The 18,221-nt window shown below is 60.6% G+C and carries 19 protein-coding genes; 6 read left to right on the forward strand and 13 right to left on the reverse strand.

The features are described from left to right. Nucleotides 1-126: 126 nt before the first annotated feature. From murB to AC1D19_RS24270, 8 genes are all read right to left on the reverse strand, one after another. Nucleotides 127-1,146 (reverse strand): UDP-N-acetylmuramate dehydrogenase, encoded by a 1,020-nt coding sequence (murB, locus tag AC1D19_RS24235; RefSeq protein ID WP_477764774.1) that lies wholly within the window; start codon nucleotides 1,144-1,146, stop codon nucleotides 127-129. After that, nucleotides 1,143-1,607: a low molecular weight protein-tyrosine-phosphatase gene (locus tag AC1D19_RS24240; protein WP_477764775.1), complete on the reverse strand. Its 465-nt coding sequence runs from the start codon at nucleotides 1,605-1,607 to the stop codon at nucleotides 1,143-1,145. Before AC1D19_RS24240 ends, murB begins: the two co-directional genes overlap by 4 nt. Beyond that, complete coding sequence (gene kdsB, locus AC1D19_RS24245; RefSeq protein WP_477764776.1) at nucleotides 1,607-2,371, reverse strand: 3-deoxy-manno-octulosonate cytidylyltransferase; 765 nt, start codon at nucleotides 2,369-2,371, stop codon at nucleotides 1,607-1,609. The genes AC1D19_RS24240 and kdsB overlap by 1 nt, the downstream gene beginning before the upstream one ends. Then, the gene (locus tag AC1D19_RS24250; protein ID WP_003179363.1) at nucleotides 2,368-2,553 is read right to left on the reverse strand and encodes a Trm112 family protein; all 186 of its coding nucleotides are present in this window, start codon (nucleotides 2,551-2,553) and stop codon (nucleotides 2,368-2,370) included. Before AC1D19_RS24250 ends, kdsB begins: the two co-directional genes overlap by 4 nt. Before the next feature lie 23 nt (nucleotides 2,554-2,576). Continuing rightward, nucleotides 2,577-3,587 carry a tetraacyldisaccharide 4'-kinase gene (gene lpxK, locus AC1D19_RS24255; protein ID WP_477764777.1) on the reverse strand — a complete coding sequence of 337 codons (1,011 nt, stop codon included), beginning with the start codon at nucleotides 3,585-3,587 and terminating at the stop codon, nucleotides 2,577-2,579. After that, nucleotides 3,587-4,015: an ExbD/TolR family protein gene (locus AC1D19_RS24260; RefSeq protein ID WP_477754721.1), complete on the reverse strand. Its 429-nt coding sequence runs from the start codon at nucleotides 4,013-4,015 to the stop codon at nucleotides 3,587-3,589. The genes lpxK and AC1D19_RS24260 overlap by 1 nt, the downstream gene beginning before the upstream one ends. Further along, a complete protein-coding gene (locus tag AC1D19_RS24265) occupies nucleotides 4,012-4,647 on the reverse strand; it encodes a MotA/TolQ/ExbB proton channel family protein (protein WP_477754722.1) in 636 nt (211 codons plus the stop codon). Before AC1D19_RS24265 ends, AC1D19_RS24260 begins: the two co-directional genes overlap by 4 nt. Before the next feature lie 98 nt (nucleotides 4,648-4,745). Then, nucleotides 4,746-6,980 carry a DNA internalization-related competence protein ComEC/Rec2 gene (locus tag AC1D19_RS24270; protein WP_477764778.1) on the reverse strand — a complete coding sequence of 745 codons (2,235 nt, stop codon included), beginning with the start codon at nucleotides 6,978-6,980 and terminating at the stop codon, nucleotides 4,746-4,748. Nucleotides 6,981-7,115: 135 nt separating this feature from the next. Between AC1D19_RS24270 and AC1D19_RS24275 the strand changes: the two genes are divergently transcribed. Continuing rightward, nucleotides 7,116-7,631 (forward strand): DUF2062 domain-containing protein, encoded by a 516-nt coding sequence (locus tag AC1D19_RS24275; protein WP_477764779.1) that lies wholly within the window; start codon nucleotides 7,116-7,118, stop codon nucleotides 7,629-7,631. A gap of 174 nt (nucleotides 7,632-7,805) precedes the next feature. Here the strand turns inward: AC1D19_RS24275 and AC1D19_RS24280 are convergent, their stop codons facing one another. The 4 genes from AC1D19_RS24280 to AC1D19_RS24295 form a co-directional block, all read right to left on the reverse strand. Continuing rightward, nucleotides 7,806-8,585 carry an ABC transporter permease gene (locus AC1D19_RS24280; protein ID WP_008054107.1) on the reverse strand — a complete coding sequence of 260 codons (780 nt, stop codon included), beginning with the start codon at nucleotides 8,583-8,585 and terminating at the stop codon, nucleotides 7,806-7,808. Further along, nucleotides 8,582-9,514 carry an ABC transporter ATP-binding protein gene (locus tag AC1D19_RS24285; protein ID WP_110660224.1) on the reverse strand — a complete coding sequence of 311 codons (933 nt, stop codon included), beginning with the start codon at nucleotides 9,512-9,514 and terminating at the stop codon, nucleotides 8,582-8,584. Before AC1D19_RS24285 ends, AC1D19_RS24280 begins: the two co-directional genes overlap by 4 nt. A gap of 132 nt (nucleotides 9,515-9,646) precedes the next feature. Further along, nucleotides 9,647-10,270 (reverse strand): glutathione S-transferase family protein, encoded by a 624-nt coding sequence (locus AC1D19_RS24290; protein ID WP_477764780.1) that lies wholly within the window; start codon nucleotides 10,268-10,270, stop codon nucleotides 9,647-9,649. Between the two features lie 43 nt (nucleotides 10,271-10,313). Further along, complete coding sequence (locus AC1D19_RS24295) at nucleotides 10,314-10,973, reverse strand: transglutaminase-like domain-containing protein (protein WP_477764781.1); 660 nt, start codon at nucleotides 10,971-10,973, stop codon at nucleotides 10,314-10,316. Nucleotides 10,974-11,176: 203 nt separating this feature from the next. Here AC1D19_RS24295 and AC1D19_RS24300 point away from each other — a divergent pair, with 203 nt between their 5' ends. The 5 genes from AC1D19_RS24300 (at nucleotide 11,177) to AC1D19_RS24320 (ending at nucleotide 17,043) form a co-directional block, all read left to right on the forward strand. Further along, a complete protein-coding gene (locus tag AC1D19_RS24300; RefSeq protein ID WP_477764782.1) occupies nucleotides 11,177-13,624 on the forward strand; it encodes an acyl-CoA dehydrogenase in 2,448 nt (815 codons plus the stop codon). Nucleotides 13,625-13,698: 74 nt separating this feature from the next. Then, entirely contained in the window at nucleotides 13,699-14,106 is a 408-nt protein-coding gene (locus AC1D19_RS24305; protein ID WP_007991629.1) for a PA2817 family protein, read from the forward strand. Between the two features lie 592 nt (nucleotides 14,107-14,698). Further along, nucleotides 14,699-15,922 carry a type II and III secretion system protein family protein gene (locus tag AC1D19_RS24310; protein WP_477764783.1) on the forward strand — a complete coding sequence of 408 codons (1,224 nt, stop codon included), beginning with the start codon at nucleotides 14,699-14,701 and terminating at the stop codon, nucleotides 15,920-15,922. Between the two features lie 119 nt (nucleotides 15,923-16,041). Next, nucleotides 16,042-16,755 carry a tetratricopeptide repeat protein gene (locus AC1D19_RS24315; RefSeq protein ID WP_477764784.1) on the forward strand — a complete coding sequence of 238 codons (714 nt, stop codon included), beginning with the start codon at nucleotides 16,042-16,044 and terminating at the stop codon, nucleotides 16,753-16,755. Between the two features lie 18 nt (nucleotides 16,756-16,773). Then, nucleotides 16,774-17,043, forward strand: a complete 270-nt coding sequence (locus AC1D19_RS24320) for a DUF3613 domain-containing protein (protein WP_218427433.1) — start codon at nucleotides 16,774-16,776, stop codon at nucleotides 17,041-17,043. Between the two features lie 200 nt (nucleotides 17,044-17,243). Here the strand turns inward: AC1D19_RS24320 and AC1D19_RS24325 are convergent, their stop codons facing one another. Further along, a complete protein-coding gene (locus tag AC1D19_RS24325) occupies nucleotides 17,244-18,206 on the reverse strand; it encodes a type II secretion system F family protein (protein WP_477764785.1) in 963 nt (320 codons plus the stop codon). Nucleotides 18,207-18,221: the final 15 nt, after the last annotated feature.

Raw genomic sequence — 18,221 nt, forward strand, 5'->3', positions numbered from 1 at the left:
CTGCTGTTGTGCAGGGCTGCGTTGCTCGAAGCTTATTTGGAATGACCAAACCACGCTTCTCGCGCCTTGCCCTGCACAACAGCAGGCCCGGCGCGGCGTGAAAACTAATTGAGAACGCCCCCTAACTCAATAGCGGTTTGGCTCCATTTCCAGATCGACATGGAAACGCTCGAAAATGTCTTTCTGGATGCGCTGCGCCAGGTTCAGCAATTGCAGGCCCGTTGCGCCGCCATAGTTGACCAGCACCAGCGCCTGCAATTTATGCACGCCAGCGTCAGCCTCACGGAAACCCTTCCACCCTGCCCGCTCGATCAACCAACCGGCGGCCAGCTTCATCTGCCCGTCGGGTTGCGCATAGGCCACCAGGTCCGGGTATTCGCCCTTGAGCCGTGCAGCCAGCGCCGCCGACACCAGAGGGTTTTTGAAGAAGCTGCCGGCATTGCCGAGTACGGCCGGGTCCGGGAGTTTTTCATTGCGGATGCTGCAAATGGCCTGACTGACATCGCTGGCGGTTGGATGCTCGATGCCTTGTTCGGTCAGGCGTTGACGTACCGGACCGTACTCCAGATGCAAATGCGCAGCACGGTCGAGGGCGAAACGCACACGCAGGATCAACCAACGCCCCGGCTCCTGCTTGAACAGGCTGTCGCGGTAAGCGAAGTTGCACTCCGCCAGGCTGAAATCGCGCAGTTCGCCGCTCTGGCGATCGAGGGCGGTCAGGCCGGCGAACACGTCCTTGATCTCGACCCCATAGGCGCCGATGTTCTGCATCGGTGCCGCGCCGACGGTGCCGGGAATCAGGCTGAGGTTTTCCAGGCCGGACAACCCCAGGGACAGTGTGTGTTGCACAAAGGGATGCCAAGGCTCGCCCGCCTCGGCCTCAATCACCACTTTGCTGCCGTCATCGCTCAGCACGCGAATTCCGCGAGTGGCCATGCGCAGCACCAGCGAATCGATATCCGCCGTCAGCAGCAGGTTGCTGCCACCGCCGATCACCAGCACCGGAACCTCGTGTTCCAGACCATAGGCCAGGGCTTCGCGCACATCGGTGTCGCTATGGGCCTCGGCAAACAGCCGAGCCTCAACGTCCACACCAAAGCTGTTGAACGGCTTGAGCGAAACCTGCGATTGAACCTGCAAACTCATAACCGTCCCTTCAATTCGATCACCAGTAAATCACTGGCGTGCTCGATCAGGTCAAGCACCTGCTCGAAGCCTTGCTCGCCGTCGTAGTACGGGTCCGGCACTTCTTCGACTGGCGACTGGTAACGGCGCAGGAACAGGTCGAGTTCGGCCTTGCCCTTGGCCGGCTGCAAGGCCTTGAGGTTGCGCAGGTTGCTGTTGTCCATCGCCAGGATCAGGTCGTAGGTGGCGAAATCGGCGCGGCTGACTTGCCGGGCACGCTGGGTGGACAAGTCATAACCACGCAGCTTAGCCGCGGCCTGACTGCGCTTGTCCGGCGCCTTGCCGATATGCCAGTCACCGGTGCCGGCGGAAGCGACTTCGACCCGATCAGCCAGACCCGCTTCACGCAATTTGTGCCGCAGCACGCCTTCGGCCGTGGGTGAACGGCAGATGTTGCCCAGGCAGACAAACAGAACCCGCATCACGCCTCCAGCAGGCGACGAACGCGCTCGAGGTCTTCAACGGTATCGACACCGGCTGGCGGTGCGATCAGTGCGTCGGCCACATGGATCCGCACGCCGTGCCACAGGGCACGCAGCTGTTCCAGGCACTCGGTGTTTTCCAGCCAGCATGGACCCCAGCTGACGAAATCCTGCAGGAAACCGGCGCGGTAGGCGTAGATGCCGATATGACGGCGGTACGGCACACCTTCGGGCAACTGCTCACGGTTCACGGCGAACGCATCCCGCGCCCAGGGCAAGGTGGAGCGACTGAACGTCAGCGCCAGGCCATTGAGGTCGCTGACGACCTTGACCACGTTGGGATTGAACAAGGTGTCCGCGTCTTCGATCGGCTCGGCCAAGGTAGCCATGCGCGCTTCGGTATGAGCAGCCAGGTTGGCGGCGACCTGATCGATCACACTCGGCGGGATCAGCGGTTCGTCGCCCTGGACATTGACCACGATGGCGTCGGGCGCCAGGCCCAGCTTCGTCGCCACTTCGGCCAGGCGATCGGTACCGGAATTGTGATCTTCACGGGTCATCACCACTTCGGCGCCGAAGCCCTTGCAGGCCTCGATAATGCGCGCGTCGTCGGTGGCGACTACCACTCGCTCGGCACTGCTTTTGCTCGCCTGTTCCCAGACGTGCTGGATCATCGGCTTGCCGGCGATCAGCAACAGCGGCTTGCCCGGCAGGCGGGTGGAGGCAAAACGCGACGGAATGACGACGGTAAAGGCTGTGGTCATTTATCCAGGCGCTCGTCGGTGGTCAGGGTGCGCGCTTCGGATTCGAGCATCACCGGGATGCCGTCGCGAATCGGGTAGGCCAGGCCTGCGCCCTTGCTGATCAGCTCGGTCTTGTCGGCGCTGAGCTTGAGCGGGCCTTTGCAGACCGGGCAAGCGAGGATATCGAGCAATTTGGTGTCCATGAGCATTCCCTGGAAAAATGGAGTTAAGGCAACAAACGAGCCGGTAACAGGCGCATCAGCTGTGTGTCGAACCATGCCACGAAGGCCGGCGACGGCACGGCATCGACCGCCAGGTACCACCAGTCGGCGGCGGCAAAGGCACGGCATTTCACCGCGTCTTTTTCCGTCATCACCAACGGCAATGACGGCGTGAAATTCAAAGTCTCCACGCTGTATTCGGCGTGGTCGGCAAACGCATGTGGAACCGGCTGCCAGTGTAGCGTTTCGAGGGTCTTGAAGAAACGTTGCGGATTGCCGATGCCGGCCACCGCGTGCAGGGCCTGGCCGCCGGGGAAGTGGTCGAGGGGACGTCGTTCGCCGCTGCGCAGATTGACCAGCGCGGTGGATTGCAATTGAAAGGCAAATCCATCATCGCGGTCGGCCACAGCACCGTTGTAGAGCACCGCGTCGACGCTTTGCAGGCGCTCGACCGGTTCACGCAATGGCCCGGCAGGCAGGCAACGGCGGTTGCCCAGGCCGCGAGCGGCGTCGATCAACACCAGTTCCAGGTCGCGGGCCATGCGGTAGTGCTGCATGCCGTCGTCAGACAGGATCAGGTCCAGCGGCTCACTGGCCAGCAACGCTTTGACAGCGTTGCTGCGATTGGGGTCGATCATCAGCGGCACACCCGTGCGCTGGACGATCAACAACGGCTCGTCACCCGCGATGTCGGCGCTTTGTTCGGCTTCAACTCGCCATGGCAATTGCGGCGGTTTGGCGCCGTAGCCGCGGCTGACCACGCCGACCCGCAGGCCGCTGCGCTGGCAGTGCTCGATCATCCATAGAATCAGCGGCGTCTTGCCGGTGCCACCCACGGTGATGTTGCCGACCACGATCAGCGGCACCGGCGGCTGATAGATCTCGCCCTCACCCGCCAAAAAGCGCTTGCGCTTGTTCATGACCACGCGCCGGTACAGCCACTCCAGTGGCTGCAACAGCTTCAGGGCCGGATGACCTGCGTACCACGCGGCGAGCAATCGATCGGACATGGCCATCAGGACGCGGGGGGCGCCGCTTCGATGGTGGTCATGCGCAAGTGACTGAAACCGAGTTTGCCGGCCGCATCCATGGCAGTCACCACGGACTGATGCTGAGTCTTGCCGTCAGCGCTGATGGACAGCGGTCGGTTAGTGTCGCCGTTGGCTGCTTTTTGCAGCGCGTCCATCAACGAGGCCAGGTCACTTTTGGGCAGGATCTGGTTGTTCACCGAGTACACACCGTCGGCGCTGATGGCGATCTCCAAAGGCTTGCTCTGATCGTCGGCGGGTGTGCCGCTGACGGCTTCCGGCAGATCGACGCGCAACTGGGTTTCACGGGTAAAGGTGGTGGTCACCACGAAAAACAGCAGCAGGACAAACACCACGTCAATCAGCGACACGAGGTTGATGTCCACGTTCTCCCGTTGCTTGCGGCGGAATTTCACGCTTTGCCCTCAGCCAGATCAACGTCACGGTCGCCCTGCACCACTTCAACCAGCTTGATGGCTTCCTGCTCCATGCCCACGACGAGCTCATCAATGCGCCGTTGCAGAAACCGGTGGAAGAACACCGAGGGGATACCGACAATCAGGCCCGAAGCCGTGGTAATCAAGGCTTTGGAAATACCGCCGGCCAGCACTGCGGCGTTGGTCGTCATGCCCGTGCCCATGAACGAACTGAAGATATCGATCATGCCCAACACGGTACCCAGTAGACCCAGCAACGGCGCCATGGCGGCGATGGTGCCCAGCGCGTTGATGTAGTGCTCCAGCTCGTGGATCACCCGGGCAGCGGCCTCTTCGATGCACTCCTTCATGATCTCGCGACCATGTCTGGAGTTGGCCAGGCCGGCCGCCAGGATCTCGCCCAACGGGGAGTTGGCGCGCAGTTCCTTGAGTTTTTCCTTATTGAGCTGTTTGTCCTTGATCCAGACCCAGACCTGCCCGAGCAAATGCTCCGGGGTCACGCGGCTGGCGCGCAGGGTCCAGAGACGCTCGGCGACGATCGCCATGGCCGCGATGGAACTCAGAATGATCGGCAGCATCATCCAGCCGCCGGATTTGACCAATTCCCACACAGTGACAGTCCCCTCGAAAAAGTGCGCCACTCTAACATAGGGGGGGCAAGCACCGAAGACCGTGGTGACGCAACCGGTCGGGCTTTGATAATGCCCGGTCATTGGTCCGAGGGCGGCGGATCGCGCCAGAAACGCCGTTCCTGGCGCATTGACCACGGCGGCTCGGAGCGCCCCAGTTGCAGACGAATGGCACCCTGTTCGACGCTGTCGTAGATCGCCATTCCACGTTTTTGATAACGCGCGATGACCGTGGGATGCGGATGGCCAAACGAATTGCCCTGCCCGCGGGAGATCAGCGCACCTTTAGGTTGCAAGACATCCAGCAGGGCCCTGGACGACGAACTGCGACTGCCATGGTGTGGCGCCTGCAGCCAGTCGATAGGCAGGGCCAATGGACTGTCCAGCAGGGCTCTCTCGGCGGCGGCATCAATGTCGCCACTCAACAGCAACCGTTCGCCATTGGCCTCGATCAGCAAGACACAGGAGTTCTGGTTGCTGTCGACGGCCAATGGCCAGTGCCAAAGCTGGAAATAGACGCCGTCCCAGGTCCATTGCCGACCGCTCTCACAACGCTCGGCCTGCAACTCCACCGGCAAGTCTGACGGTTCACCACTGACCACCTGTTTCACCGGCAAGCCCTTGGCAACTGCCCGGGCACCGCCGGCATGATCGGCATGGGCGTGGCTGATCAGCATCAGGTCGAGGCCCGTCACCCCCAGTTTGCGCAACGCCGGCAGCACCACCCGCTCCCCTTGGTCGAGTTCACCGAAACGCGGTCCGGCGTCATACAGCATCGTGTGATGCCGAGTGCGCACCAGGATCGCCAGGCCCTGACCGACATCCAGTTGCCAGACTTCGGCCATGCGTTCCTGCAACATCGGCCTGGGCGAAAAAACCAGCATCAACAGCATGGGCCACCCTAACGGGCGCATCGGTACGCCTCGCGGCAGCAATAGCAAGAAGGCGCCAATGGCACCGATTACCCAGGCCCATAGCGGGACTGTTGCGGGCACCCACGCGGGAACCTGACCGGAGACGAGTTCCAATCCCCTGAACCACCCGTCGATCAGGCCGCCCGCCAGCCACAGCAATTTCTCACCCACGTAAGGCACTGGCAGCAACAGCGTCCCGAGCAACGCCGGTGGCAGTACCACCAGACTGATCCAGGGTACCGCGAACAAATTGGCCAGCGGCCCACTGAGACTGATTGGCAACCCCAAAGCCAGTAACAACGGACAAAGGCCGATTGCAATCAGCCACTGGGCACGGGTCCAGGTCTGCCACCAGCGCCACGGTCCCAATCGGCCGCCGAAGGTCAATATCAAGACTGCCACGGCCGCGAAAGACAGCCAGAAACCAGGCTGAAGACTCGCCAGCGGCGCCAGCAGCAATATGCCGTTGAGTGCCAGCAACAGCGGCCACCATGCACCGAGATGTCGGAACCGTAGACGCCACAACAACACCAGACCAATCATCACGCAGGCCCGTCGCACCGGCACCCCGAAACCGGCCAGCATCCCGTAACCGAGCGCAGCGGCGAATGCCAGGCCACACGCCCAGGGCAACCATGGCAGACGGTTCGGCCATAGCCCAAAGCGGGCCAGGCCGGCGATCAGCAGATACACGACTCCCGCCAGCAATCCGATGTGCTGCCCGGAAATCACCAACAGATGCACCGTGCCGGTGTCCTGCAATACCTGCCAGTCTTCCCGACTCAGCCCGGCACCGTCCCCGAGCACCAACGCCGTCAACGCGCCGCTTCGCCCTTGGGCATCCACCGCCAGCAAACGCTGACGGATGGCATCGCGCCAGGCCCATCGGGCTGGCGCAAGGCGTTCGCCCTCCTTCACCGTCCCGGTCGCCCCGATGCGTTGTGCCAGCGACCAGGCCTGGTAGTCGAATGCCTGCGGGTTGAGGAGCCCGACCGGGCGCTTCAGCTTGACTGCCAGGCGCCAGCGTTCGCCACTGTTCACCGGCGCCCCGCCATACCAGGCCAGCCGCATTTGCCGCGGCAGCCGGGTACGTCGGGACTGGATGTCGGTCAATTCGAAACGCACGACACCGTCATCATGCCGGGGCAAGCCTGTGACCCGCCCTTCGACCCAGCGGGTTTCGCCGTCCAGGGCCGGCGGCAACCGGTCATCCAGCGCCCACTGCGCATTCGCGCAGGCCCAGCTCAAACCGAACAGGTAAAACGCCACCGGCCAGGTCCTGAACGGCAGCAACATCAAACCCGCCACCGGCATCGCCAGCCACAACCAGACCGGCGGCAATGCCGGTAAAAAACGCAAGGTCAGCAGACCCAACGCCAGCGCCATCATCCCTGTGCGCATAAACCCGTCCTTGAGAGTATCCTCCAAGGCTTAGCCCGCCCGTCGCATGGGCGTCGTCAATAATTGTCACAAAGTCTGAATGGGCAGCTCATAGAATCCAGACATACTTGCCACCCTGACCGACCGAGAAGCCTTATGCCCCGGCGCTTATTCAAACGTTACATGCCAGACCCTATGAGCATCAGGGAACACAAGTCCTTACGCTTTCTCGGCACGCTGTTGCATGACCCGAACCTGTGGCACCTCAATCGCCACTCCGTTGCCCGCGCCATGGCCGTGGGTCTGTTCGCCGCGTTCCTGCCGATCCCGCTGCAGATGCTGCTGGCGGCCATCCTCGCCATCATCGTGCGCGGCAACATGCCGATTGCCGTGAGCCTGGTCTGGCTGACCAACCCGATCACCATGCCCGCCGTGTTCTTTTGCACCTACCAGACCGGCGCCTGGCTGATGGACGTCCCCGCCCGGCAGTTGCCGGACTCGCTGACCTGGGAATGGGTCAGCGGCGAAATCTCGACCTTGTGGCAACCGTTTCTGCTGGGTTCGGTGGTAACCGGGCTGGTACTCGGGGCACTGGCCTACTTCCTGGTAATGATGTATTGGCGCTGGTGGGTGGCCCGGCAATGGAAGCGGCGCAAGAAGAGCCGGATGTGAGAATGCAAAACGGCGCCCCAGGGCGCCGTTTTTCATATCTGCCATACAACCCCTGTAGGAGCTGGCGAAGCCTGCGATCTTTTCGCTTTTAACGGGCGTCTGACCAGTACCCAAATCAAGATCAAAAGATCGTCCGAACGCGGCCCGAGCCTGCGGCAGCTCCTACAGGGAAGGTCAGGTACGCATCCCGCGCCCGCTGACCAGCAACCGTGCACTGCCGAGATACAGCACCACGGTCGCGACCAGCATGAAGGCGATGGCCACGCTGATGCGGATATCCGACACGCCGAGAATGCCGTAGCGGAATGCGTTGACCATGTGCAGCACCGGGTTGGCCAGGGACACGGTCTGCCAGAACGGCGGCAGCAAGGTGATCGAGTAGAAGACCCCGCCCAGGTAGGTCAGTGGCGTCAGCACGAAGGTCGGAATGATCGAAATGTCATCGAAGTTGCGCGCAAACACGGCGTTGATGAAGCCCAGCAGCGAGAAGATCGTTGCGGTCAGCACCACCACCAGAATGGTCACGCCCAGGTGATGCACCTGCAAATGGGTGAAGAACAGTGACAGCAGGGTCACGATGATCCCCACCATCAAGCCACGCAGCACGCCGCCCAGGGTGTAGCCAATCAGAATGGTGTGCGGCGACAGCGGCGAGACCATCAGTTCTTCGATGGACCGCTGGAACTTGCTGCCGAAGAAACTCGACACCACGTTGCCGTAGGAGTTGGTGATCACCGACATCATGATCAGCCCCGGCACGATGTACTCCATGTAAGTGAAGCCACCCATGTCGCCGATTTGCCGGCCGATCAGATTACCGAAGATCACGAAGTACAGAACCATGGTGATGGCCGGCGGCAGCAAGGTCTGCGGCCAGATCCGGGTGAAACGCCGGACTTCACGGTAAACGATGGTGTTGAGGGCAACGAGGTTGGGGCGCAGCTCGGAACTCATACCGCCACCTTCGACAGATTTTTCTCCACCAGGGACACGAACAACTCCTCGAGGCGATTGGTTTTGTTACGCAGGCTCAGCACTTCGATGTTCTGTTGCGCCAACTGGGTGAACAGCGCGGTGATGCCCATGGACTTGTCCACCTGGACTTCCAGGGTGTGACTATCGACCAGTCTGGCCGGGTAGCCGATCAACTGAGGCGCCACTTGCAACGTGTTCTTCATATCCAGCAGGAACGTTTCCACATGCAATTGGCTGAGCAACTGCTTCATGCTGGTGTTCTCGACGATGGTGCCGTGGTCGATGATGCCGATGTTACGGCACAACTGCTCAGCCTCCTCCAGGTAATGGGTGGTGAGGATGATGGTGATGCCTTTCTGGTTCAGCTCGGTGAGGAAGCTCCACATCGAGCGACGCAGCTCGATGTCCACCCCGGCGGTCGGTTCGTCGAGGATCAGCAGGCGCGGCTCATGAACCAGCGCGCGGGCGATCATCAGGCGCCGCTTCATGCCGCCGGACAGTGAACGCGACGGCACGTCCTTCTTGTCCCACAGGCCGAGCTGGGTCAGGTACTGTTCGGCGCGTTCCTTGGCGATTTTCGCCGGGATGCCGTAGTAGCCGGCTTGGGTCACGACGATGTCGAAGGTCTTTTCGAACTGGTTGAAGTTGAATTCCTGGGGCACCACGCCGATGCAGCGTTTGAGCTGCGCAGGATTCCTGTCCAGGTCGTGACCGAAGATATTCACCGTGCCGCTGGTCTTGTTCACCAGGGTCGAGAGAATCCCGATGGTCGTGGATTTGCCGGCGCCGTTCGGGCCGAGCAAAGCGAAAAAGTCACCTTCGGCGACATCCAGATCGATACCACTCAGGGCCTGGAAACCGTTGCCGTAGGTTTTGGTTAGCTGCCGGATGGACAGAGCGGAACTCATATCTGATTTACGCACCAAGAAGGGAAAAAAGGTCAGGTAAGGGCGGGCGGCGCGCATCGCAACCACGTCGCATCAGCGCAATGGTGCTTGTCGCCGCCACACAAGTACAGTCAAGCGTGTCGATAGTGAGTATTAAGTCAACGCGGTCATAACGGCTTTGCGATACGCCGGACGCTGTTTCAACCGCGCGTACCAGGCCTCTAGATGCGGTTGTGGTGCACGCTCGATCGGCATCTCGAACCAGGCATAAATGAAACTGCCCAGGGGAATATCGCCCATGCCGATTTCGTCTCCGGACAGGTAGGGCTTGTTCGCCAACGCCTGATCGGCCATCGCCAGCAGCGTGTCGCATTCCTTGACCGCCGCCTTGATGGCGGGCCAGTCCTGCTGGTCTGCCGGAGTACGCAGCACACCCCAGAACACGGTGCGGAACGGACCGGCAAAGCTCGAAGTGGTCCAGTCCATCCACTTATCGGCAGTGGCGCGGGCCTTAAGATTGTTCGGGTACCAGGCCGTGCCGTCGGCATGCAAGGCCATCAGGTAACGCACGATGGCGTTGGATTCCCACAGCACGAAGCCATCGTCTTCGATCACCGGCACCCGACCGTTGGGGTTCATCGCGCGGTACTCGGGCGTATCGACGACACCAAAGGCGCCACCGGCATCGATGGCCTCGTAGGCCAGTCCTAGTTCTTCGGCGGCCCACAATGGCTTTCTGACATTCGACGAGTTTTTCCGACCCCAGATCTTCAGCATGACCGCCTCTTTTTCGGTAAGTGGGCAGGCAGCATACGCCGGATCAGGCGCGACTCAAATCGCTCTGCATGTCGCCCAACAGCGGTTGCTGTTGCTCGCCGAACAGATGCGGATAGCATTTTTCCAGGTGTTCGAAAAAGAACGTTTCAGGTACGTCGGCGAACTGGCCGTGATCGACCAGGTACTCCATCAGCTTCGCGCCATCGCGGTTGAAGGGATGAAAAACGCTGTCGTTGATCCCGTCGAATTCCAGCGGCGCCACATTGAACAGGTCGCAGAGTTTGCGGTTGAACGCTGGCGTCGCCTTGACCCAGCGATCCTGCAAATAGAACTCGGTGTAGCCGTGCATGGCGAACATATCGCTCTTGAGCAACTCAAGCAGCCGTGGCGTCGACAAATGATTGCGCACATCCGCCAGGCCGATCCGCGCGGGAATCGCGCAATGCCGCGCGGCACCTGCCAGCAGCGTGGCCTTGGGCACGCAGTAACTCTCTCCGGCCGCCAGCGCATAACTGCCGCGCAGGGTTTGCGGATCGCGACTGAACGTGTACGGGTTATAGCGCACCGCTTCGCGCACGGCGTAATAGAGACTGATCGCCTGCGCAAGCGGATCGCGACTGGCGCCACGGTGTTGTTCGGCGAACTCCACCACGGACGGGTGGTCACTATCGATGAAGCGGCCGGGACTCAGATACTCGTGCATGAGAATAATCTCCTGGGGAAGCCCCGAGTCTAGCGAGAGCTTCAGCACAGAGATAACGACGTTTCGGCCAAACATGGGCGCTTTGCCGCTCGCTCAATGAACGCTTTCCCACGATTCCAATCACATCGCTGTGACCTGCCTGTTTTGCGGATGCCGTCTAAGCTCTGTGGGCTGGTTCGCCCTGGTTTCACGGAGGAATGAATATGCTGCTGTTGTGGATACTGGTTCTGCTGGTCGGGATTGCTTATTTGGCCCACCGCCGCATCGCCCCGCTGCCCGTCCTGGTCATCGTGGCCGTCTATATCGTGGCAATGGGCGCGTTCAGCCGTGCGCCGGGCTGGTTGCTGCTGGTTTACTGGGTATTGATCGCCGCCGTCGCCGCGCCCTTGTTGCTGCCCGACCTGCGCCGCAAATTGCTCAGCGCGCCGATGTTCAACTGGTTCCAGAAAACCCTGCCGCCCATGTCGCAAACCGAACGCGATGCCATCGACGCCGGCACGGTCTGGTGGGATGGCGAACTGTTCAGTGGCCGTCCGGACTGGAGCAAACTGCTGTCCTATCCCAAAGCGCAATTGAATGAAGAGGAACAGGCTTTCATCGACGGGCCGACCGAAACACTCTGCACTATGGTCAATGAATGGCAGCTCGGTCAAACCATGGACCTGCCGCCCGAAGTCTGGACCTTCATCAAGGACAACGGCTTTTTCGCCCTGATCATCCCCAAGGAGTTTGGCGGCAAGGGCTTCTCTGCCTATGCCCACTCGCAAGTGGCGATGAAACTGGCGAGCCACAGTGGCGACCTCGTAACCACCGTGATGGTCCCCAACTCCCTCGGCCCGGCCGAACTGTTGCTGCATTACGGTACCGACGAACAACGCAATCATTACCTGCCACGCCTGGCACGTGGCGACGATATCCCGTGCTTTGCCCTTACCGGCCCGCTGGCCGGCTCCGACGCCGGCGGCATGCCGGACTCCGGAGTGATCTGCAAAGGTGAATGGCAGGGTCAGGAAGTCCTCGGCCTGCGCCTGAACTGGGAAAAGCGCTACATCACCCTCGGCCCGGTGGCCACCCTCCTCGGCCTGGCCTTCAAGGCCTACGACCCGGATCACCTGCTGGGCGAAAAGGAAGACCTGGGCATCAGCCTGGCGCTGATTCCGACCGACACCGCCGGCGTCGAGATCGGCCGCCGGCATCTGCCCTTGGGCGCCGCATTCATGAACGGCCCGAATTCAGGCAAGGACGTGTTCATCCCGCTGGAGTTCCTCATCGGTGGCCAGGAGATGCTCGGCAAAGGCTGGATGATGCTGATGAATTGCCTGTCGGTCGGGCGTTCGATTTCCCTGCCGGCGGTGGGCACCGGCATGGCCAAGTTCACCAGTCTGGTGACGGGCCAATACGCTCAGGTTCGCGAGCAGTTCAATGTGCCGATTGCCGCGTTCGAAGGCATTCAGGAAGCCATGGCGCGCATTGGCGGCAACACCTGGATGATGGACGCCGCCCGCATGCTGACCGCCAATGCGGTCGACCTGGGCGAGAAACCGTCGGTGCTGTCGGCGATTCTCAAGTACCACCTGACCGAGCGCGGCCGCGACTGCCTCAGCGATGCGATGGACGTGCACGGCGGCAAGGCAATCATCATGGGGCCAAACAACTACCTCGGTCGCAAATGGAACTGCGTGCCGATTTTCATCACCGTCGAAGGCGCGAATATTCTCTCGCGCAACCTGATGATCTTCGGCCAGGGCGCAATTCGCTGCCATCCCTTCGTGCTCAAGGAAATGGCCCTCGCCGGCCGTGAAGACAAGGATCAGGCGCTCAGAGAATTCGATGACCTGCTGCTCAAGCACATCGGTTTTGCCGTGAGCAACGCCGCCAGCACACTGGTGCTCAATCTCGGTTTCGGCCACCTCGAACACACCCCGGGCGACAAGCTCAGCCAGGGTTATTTCCGCGCACTCAATCGTCAGGCCGCTGCTTTCGCCCTGCTCGCCGACCTCAGCATGATGCTGCTGGGAGGGGAACTGAAACGCCGCGAACGCCTGTCCGCACGGCTGGGTGACGTGCTGAGCAACCTTTACCTGGCCTCTGCCGCGCTCAAGCGCTACCACGATCTCGACTCACCGCAGTACATGGCGCCGCTGCTGGCCTGGGCCATGGAAGAAAGCCTGGGCCAGGCGGAACGGGCCATGGATGAGCTGTTGAATAACTTCCCGAACAAAGTCGTCGGCTGCCTGTTGCGGGTGATCGTGTTCCCGTTCGGTCGCCGGCACAAAGGGCCATCGGACAAACTCGGTGCCGAAGTTGCTGCATTGATTGGCCGCGCCAAGGGCGACCCGGCCCTGGAGGAATTGCTCCTGGGTTGCTATCGCCCACAAGCGAGCGACGATCCGGTCGGTGCATTGCAACACGCCTGCAATCTGTTGAGCGCCGCACAGCCATTGCAGAAAAAGCTGCATGTGGCACTCAAGAGTGGTCAGGTCAAACCGCTGGCCGGCGAGTCGGTGATCGATGCCGCCCTCGAGGCCGGCGTGTTGCAGCCGGTGGAAGCCCAAACCCTGCGTGAAGCCGAAGCAGCCCGGCGCAAAGTCATCGATGTCGATGACTTTGACCAAAAGGCTTTGGCACTGGCCAAGGGAAAAGTCCGCTGATCCCTTCAAGCATGTAAAAACGGGCGCTGGCGCTTTATACTCCCGCGCCCGTTTTGCTCTTGAGGACTTATCTCGTGTCCAACATCGTTGCCGATCATCTCGTTTTACTCGACCACCTGCGCAGCATCCTGGTCGCCGTAGGTGAGGCCGAGCAGGTTCCCGAAGAAAGCCATGCCTTGTTCCTTGAGCGCTTCGACGAATTGCTGGCGTCACTGCCGATCGATCCGATCGAAAGCCAATACCTGGGCCAGGACATCCTGACTCAAGTCATTTCCCGTTATCCGCAAATCGCCCACCTGATTCCACGGGATCTGCTGTGGTATTTCGCCGGTGATTGCCTGCACTACTTGTCCGATGAAGAAATCGACCTGTATCAGGCACTGGAAGAGCGCCGCTTCGAAGCCGAACAGAACGACGAACCTTTCGACTGGAACCAGGAAAAACAGCTGCTGGCGTTGTCGAACCAGGACAGCAAGCACTGATCTTCTATCAGTGATGCCAAAGGCCCGCATGCTTGAGCATGCGGGCCTTTTTTGTTTATTGCCTTCAGCGCCCCCCGTCAACATCAGGCAAGCGCACTGCGCTGCGACTCTGCCCACCCGCCTATCTCCAGCCTTTGCACCAATGCTTTTCTTTAAATTCATGGCACTTTGGTTTGATTGAACTACCTTCAAACAATAAGAAGTCATGACGGCTTGATTTTCCACGTCAGCTTCAGTGATCAGACAGCGGATTGGCAAAAGGAGTTACCTCACCATGATCCTGGCAGGCGCTTTTCGGCTCTGTACCTTCAGTGCCGATGACTTTCCGGGGGAACCAGGTCGACCCATAGGCGCAAGTATCGCTCTGGCGGGCAGTCCAGGTATCCGGATCACTAAAAACCGTTTCAGCAAAGGTCGCTCGCTGTCCCGCCAGACCAGCGAAATGCACCCGCTCGTGTGTAGCACGCAAGGAATAACGCCAAGGCCATGGATAACGGGTCTGGCGCATTGGGGGGGATAGCCCGATCCCCGTGAAGTGATCCGAGACAACTCAGTCCGCCTAAAGACGGTCTATCCAGTGAGGATGTACTTAATGAGCCTTCGTACCGAGCCCGCTTTCAAGCGAATTATCCATGGCCTGTTCTGGATGGGCCTCAGCGTGGATGCGGCTCAGGCCGCGCCAGCCAATTGCCCGCAACTGGACAATTGGCCGACAACGTACGAGGTCGGTCAGGGGCTGCAGAGTGAACTGCGCAGCCCCGTTCCGGTAACGCAACTGGCGGTGGGTGACCCGAAAATTGCCGACGTGCAACCCAGCGGCAGCAACGCGTTCATACTCACGGGCCTTGCGCCGGGGACCACCAGCCTGATGGTCTGGACCGCCTGTTCGAAAACACCGCGCCAAAGCATGGTGTTCGTCAAGGGCAAGGCCACGTCGGCGCTGACCAGCGTGCCGTCGGTGCCTTCCGACGACCCGCTGCTGCCGAGCCAGGTGCAGACCGATATCCGCTTCGTTGAAGTCAGCCGGACCAAGCTCAAGGAAGCCTCCGCCTCGATTTTCGGCATCCGGGGCAACTTCCTGTTTGGCTCGCCGAGAACTTTGCCCACCATCGGCGGCATTGTCACGCCGTCGGTACCGGTGAACAACAACAACTTCAACCTCACTTTTGCTACCGGCAATACCCTGGTGGCGCTCAACGCGCTGGAAGGCAGTGGTTTCGCCTACACCCTGGCGCGGCCAAGCCTGGTAGCGCTCAGCGGGCAGAGTGCGAGCTTCCTGGCCGGTGGTGAAATACCGATTCCGGTGCCCAGTTCAGGCAGCGATAACGTGTCCATCGAGTACAAGGAATTCGGTATCCGCCTGACCCTGACGCCAACCATCATCGGGAAAAACCGAATCGCGCTGAAGGTGGCGCCGGAAGTCAGTGAACTGGACTTCACCAACGCCGTGAGCATCGCCGGCACGGTCGTCCCGGCCCTGACCGTGCGCCGTACCGACACCAGCATCTCCCTGGCCGACGGCGAAAGCTTCGTCATCAGCGGCCTGATCAGCTCCCGCAACACTTCCCAGGTGAACAAGTTTCCGGGGCTGGGCGATATCCCGGTTCTGGGCGCGTTTTTCCGCGACAACACCATCAACCGCGAAGAGCGCGAACTGCTGATGATCGTCACCCCCCATCTGGTCCAGCCACTGGCGGCCAATGCACAACTGCCGTCATTGCCTGGCGAGCAGCTGCGCAATTACGACCCGAACTTCTACCGCATGTTTTTCCTGGAAAATGGCGACTTCGACAGTCGCAGCGGGCTCTCGCAATGAACCGGAGCCTGAACCAGACTGGCCTCGCCCTCACGCCTGACGGTGACTTTGCACGCTTGCCGGGCCAGCCTTATTGCCATTGGCCTGGCGTTCATCTTGTTGTAGCCAGGGGACATTCGATGAAAGCAGTCATTGCCATAGCGGCGACATTAATGCTCGCCGGTTGTGCCAGCAATGGCCTGTCTTCGCGACCGGCCAGCTGTGCCAAGCCCGGTTCGGAGCAAGAACTGGCCCTGAACCTGGCCGACAGCATGGCCGACGAAGGCCGTTTGTATGCCAGCCTGGCGAATCTGGAAGGAATGCCCGATAACCTGGTCCAGGTCCGCCTGCGCAAGGCTCGGGTGCTGCGCTTGATGGGGCGTAGCGGCGACGCGCAGCCGTTGTACGAAAGCTTGCTCGGCACCTGTCTGGCAGCTGAAGGGGAACTTGGCCTGGGCCAACTGGCCGCCGCCAAAAATGATAACGCCAGCGCTGCCACTCACCTTGAGCGTGCGGTGCAGATGGCCCCCACCGACGACAGGATGCGCAATGACCTGGGGGTCGTCTACCTCAATCAGCACCGGATCCCTGAAGCACGCTTCGAGTTCATGACCGCCATGGAGCTCAAGCAGGCAAACACACTGGCGGCACTCAATATGGTGACGCTGCTGATCTACCAGGATAACTGGAAATCGGCCGCCGAACTCGTGACCCGCGCCGACTTGAGCCCCAAGCAAGTCGTAGAGGCTCAAACCCGCGCAGAAACACTCAAGGCCTCCGCCAAAAAAGTGGTGGCTACCGATGGCAATCGCAAGGCTGAGGTAGCCGATGCCTCTACCAGTGCGAACAAGTAGAACGCAAGAGGAGTCGAGATGAATACCAAAAGGCTGTTGATCCTGTGCATGGCTTGCCTGTCCACCACTGCCTGGGCCATTGAGCCGGGCCCATCTTCGCCTTATCAACAAGGCACCGAACAGTGGCTGCAGCTGCAGATTCGCGGAGTGGTTGCCTCCCCTCACCTGCAAACCGCTTCGGCCACCGAACGTGACCTGGCCATGCAGCGCTGGCTGAACAGCTTCAACTTCCCGATTCCGGAATTTTATGACCAGGATGCAGCGGGACAAATGACCATCGGCAACTGAGGCATATCGATGGGTGATCAGCCTCTGGTGTCGTCCAGAGTAGCCTGGCTGCAAAGCCGGGCTTGATGTCGTGTGCAGGAAAAGTATTGGTATCTACAGCTGGATTACTCCAGAGCAGAGGTGTGGATCCATGGCCGGTAAGTGCAGATCAGGCTCGGGTGGCAAGGCTGTCGCACTCGACAGCCTCAGGCCGTTTGACCTCACCCGAATGCTCTGAGCACCCCGATCAAGGGAGGGCCAATGGCTACCAGAAAGAAGCTCGGCCACAGGCAGAAAATCAGTGGAAATACCAGTTTAGTACCGACTTTCGCCCCCATCTCTTCGGCGGCTTGCGTACGCCGGTCACGAAATTCATCGGCATAGATGCGCAGGGTGTCGGCCACGCTGGTGCCGAAGCGGATACTTTGCGCCAACAGGCTGACCAACCCTTGCACATCTTCCAGCCCAGTGCGCACAGCCAGTTGCTTGAGCGCTTCGGTACTGGGAATACCGGCGCGGATTTGCGCGTTGACCATTGCCAGTTCCTCAGCCAGTTCAACCTGACTGACCGACATTTCCTCTGCCACCCGCTCGATGGTCTGCGGTAATGCCAGACCCGACTCCACGCACACCACCATCAAGTCCAGGGCATCCGGAAAGGCCGCACGCAGGCTGCCCTGCCTGGCCTGCTTGCGCTTATCGACATACACCGCGGGCAGTAACCACCCGACAGCAGCCGTTATTGACACCACCAACAACCCCATATTCAGAGAAAGCCCGGAGAACATCGGCATCAACAATAGCGCCAGGCCAACCGAAATCAGTGGCAACAGCAAGCGCACCGCCCAGTACATCTGTAACGCCGTGGGCGAGCGGTAACCGGCGTGCATCAACAGGGTTTGGGTGGTAGATGTTTGAGCGGCCTGAGTCGAGCCGAAGCGTTGACCGACCCGCTCGAGCAATAACTGCAGATTACCCGGCGCGTCCTGTCCGGCGCCATTGCCTGAATGACCACGTTTGATGAGCGCCAGACGACGCTGTACCGGATCCTGCAGCCCCAACACCAGCAACACCACGGTGACAGCAACGAGCACCGCACACAAACCGATTGCACTGACGAACAAAATACGCGCCAGCTGCGCATTGCCCGCCACCTGACTGAACAACCCGAGCAAATAGTCCATGACCTGCACCTCCGC

The sequence above is a fragment of the Pseudomonas sp. P1_C12 genome, assembly GCF_056406435.1.

Coding starts and splice junctions, on each gene's coding strand:
- murB (WP_477764774.1), bottom strand. CDS start 1,146: ATGAGTTTGCAGGTTCAATCGCAGGTTTCGCTCAAGCCGTTCAACAGC.
- AC1D19_RS24240 (WP_477764775.1), bottom strand. CDS start 1,607: ATGCGGGTTCTGTTTGTCTGCCTGGGCAACATCTGCCGTTCACCCACG.
- kdsB (WP_477764776.1), bottom strand. CDS start 2,371: ATGACCACAGCCTTTACCGTCGTCATTCCGTCGCGTTTTGCCTCCACC.
- AC1D19_RS24250 (WP_003179363.1), bottom strand. CDS start 2,553: ATGGACACCAAATTGCTCGATATCCTCGCTTGCCCGGTCTGCAAAGGC.
- lpxK (WP_477764777.1), bottom strand. CDS start 3,587: ATGGCCATGTCCGATCGATTGCTCGCCGCGTGGTACGCAGGTCATCCG.
- AC1D19_RS24270 (WP_477764778.1), bottom strand. CDS start 6,980: ATGCGCACAGGGATGATGGCGCTGGCGTTGGGTCTGCTGACCTTGCGT.
- AC1D19_RS24275 (WP_477764779.1), top strand. CDS start 7,116: ATGCCCCGGCGCTTATTCAAACGTTACATGCCAGACCCTATGAGCATC.
- AC1D19_RS24280 (WP_008054107.1), bottom strand. CDS start 8,585: ATGAGTTCCGAGCTGCGCCCCAACCTCGTTGCCCTCAACACCATCGTT.
- AC1D19_RS24285 (WP_110660224.1), bottom strand. CDS start 9,514: ATGAGTTCCGCTCTGTCCATCCGGCAGCTAACCAAAACCTACGGCAAC.
- AC1D19_RS24290 (WP_477764780.1), bottom strand. CDS start 10,270: ATGCTGAAGATCTGGGGTCGGAAAAACTCGTCGAATGTCAGAAAGCCA.
- AC1D19_RS24295 (WP_477764781.1), bottom strand. CDS start 10,973: ATGCACGAGTATCTGAGTCCCGGCCGCTTCATCGATAGTGACCACCCG.
- AC1D19_RS24300 (WP_477764782.1), top strand. CDS start 11,177: ATGCTGCTGTTGTGGATACTGGTTCTGCTGGTCGGGATTGCTTATTTG.
- AC1D19_RS24310 (WP_477764783.1), top strand. CDS start 14,699: ATGAGCCTTCGTACCGAGCCCGCTTTCAAGCGAATTATCCATGGCCTG.
- AC1D19_RS24315 (WP_477764784.1), top strand. CDS start 16,042: ATGAAAGCAGTCATTGCCATAGCGGCGACATTAATGCTCGCCGGTTGT.
- AC1D19_RS24320 (WP_218427433.1), top strand. CDS start 16,774: ATGAATACCAAAAGGCTGTTGATCCTGTGCATGGCTTGCCTGTCCACC.
- AC1D19_RS24325 (WP_477764785.1), bottom strand. CDS start 18,206: ATGGACTATTTGCTCGGGTTGTTCAGTCAGGTGGCGGGCAATGCGCAG.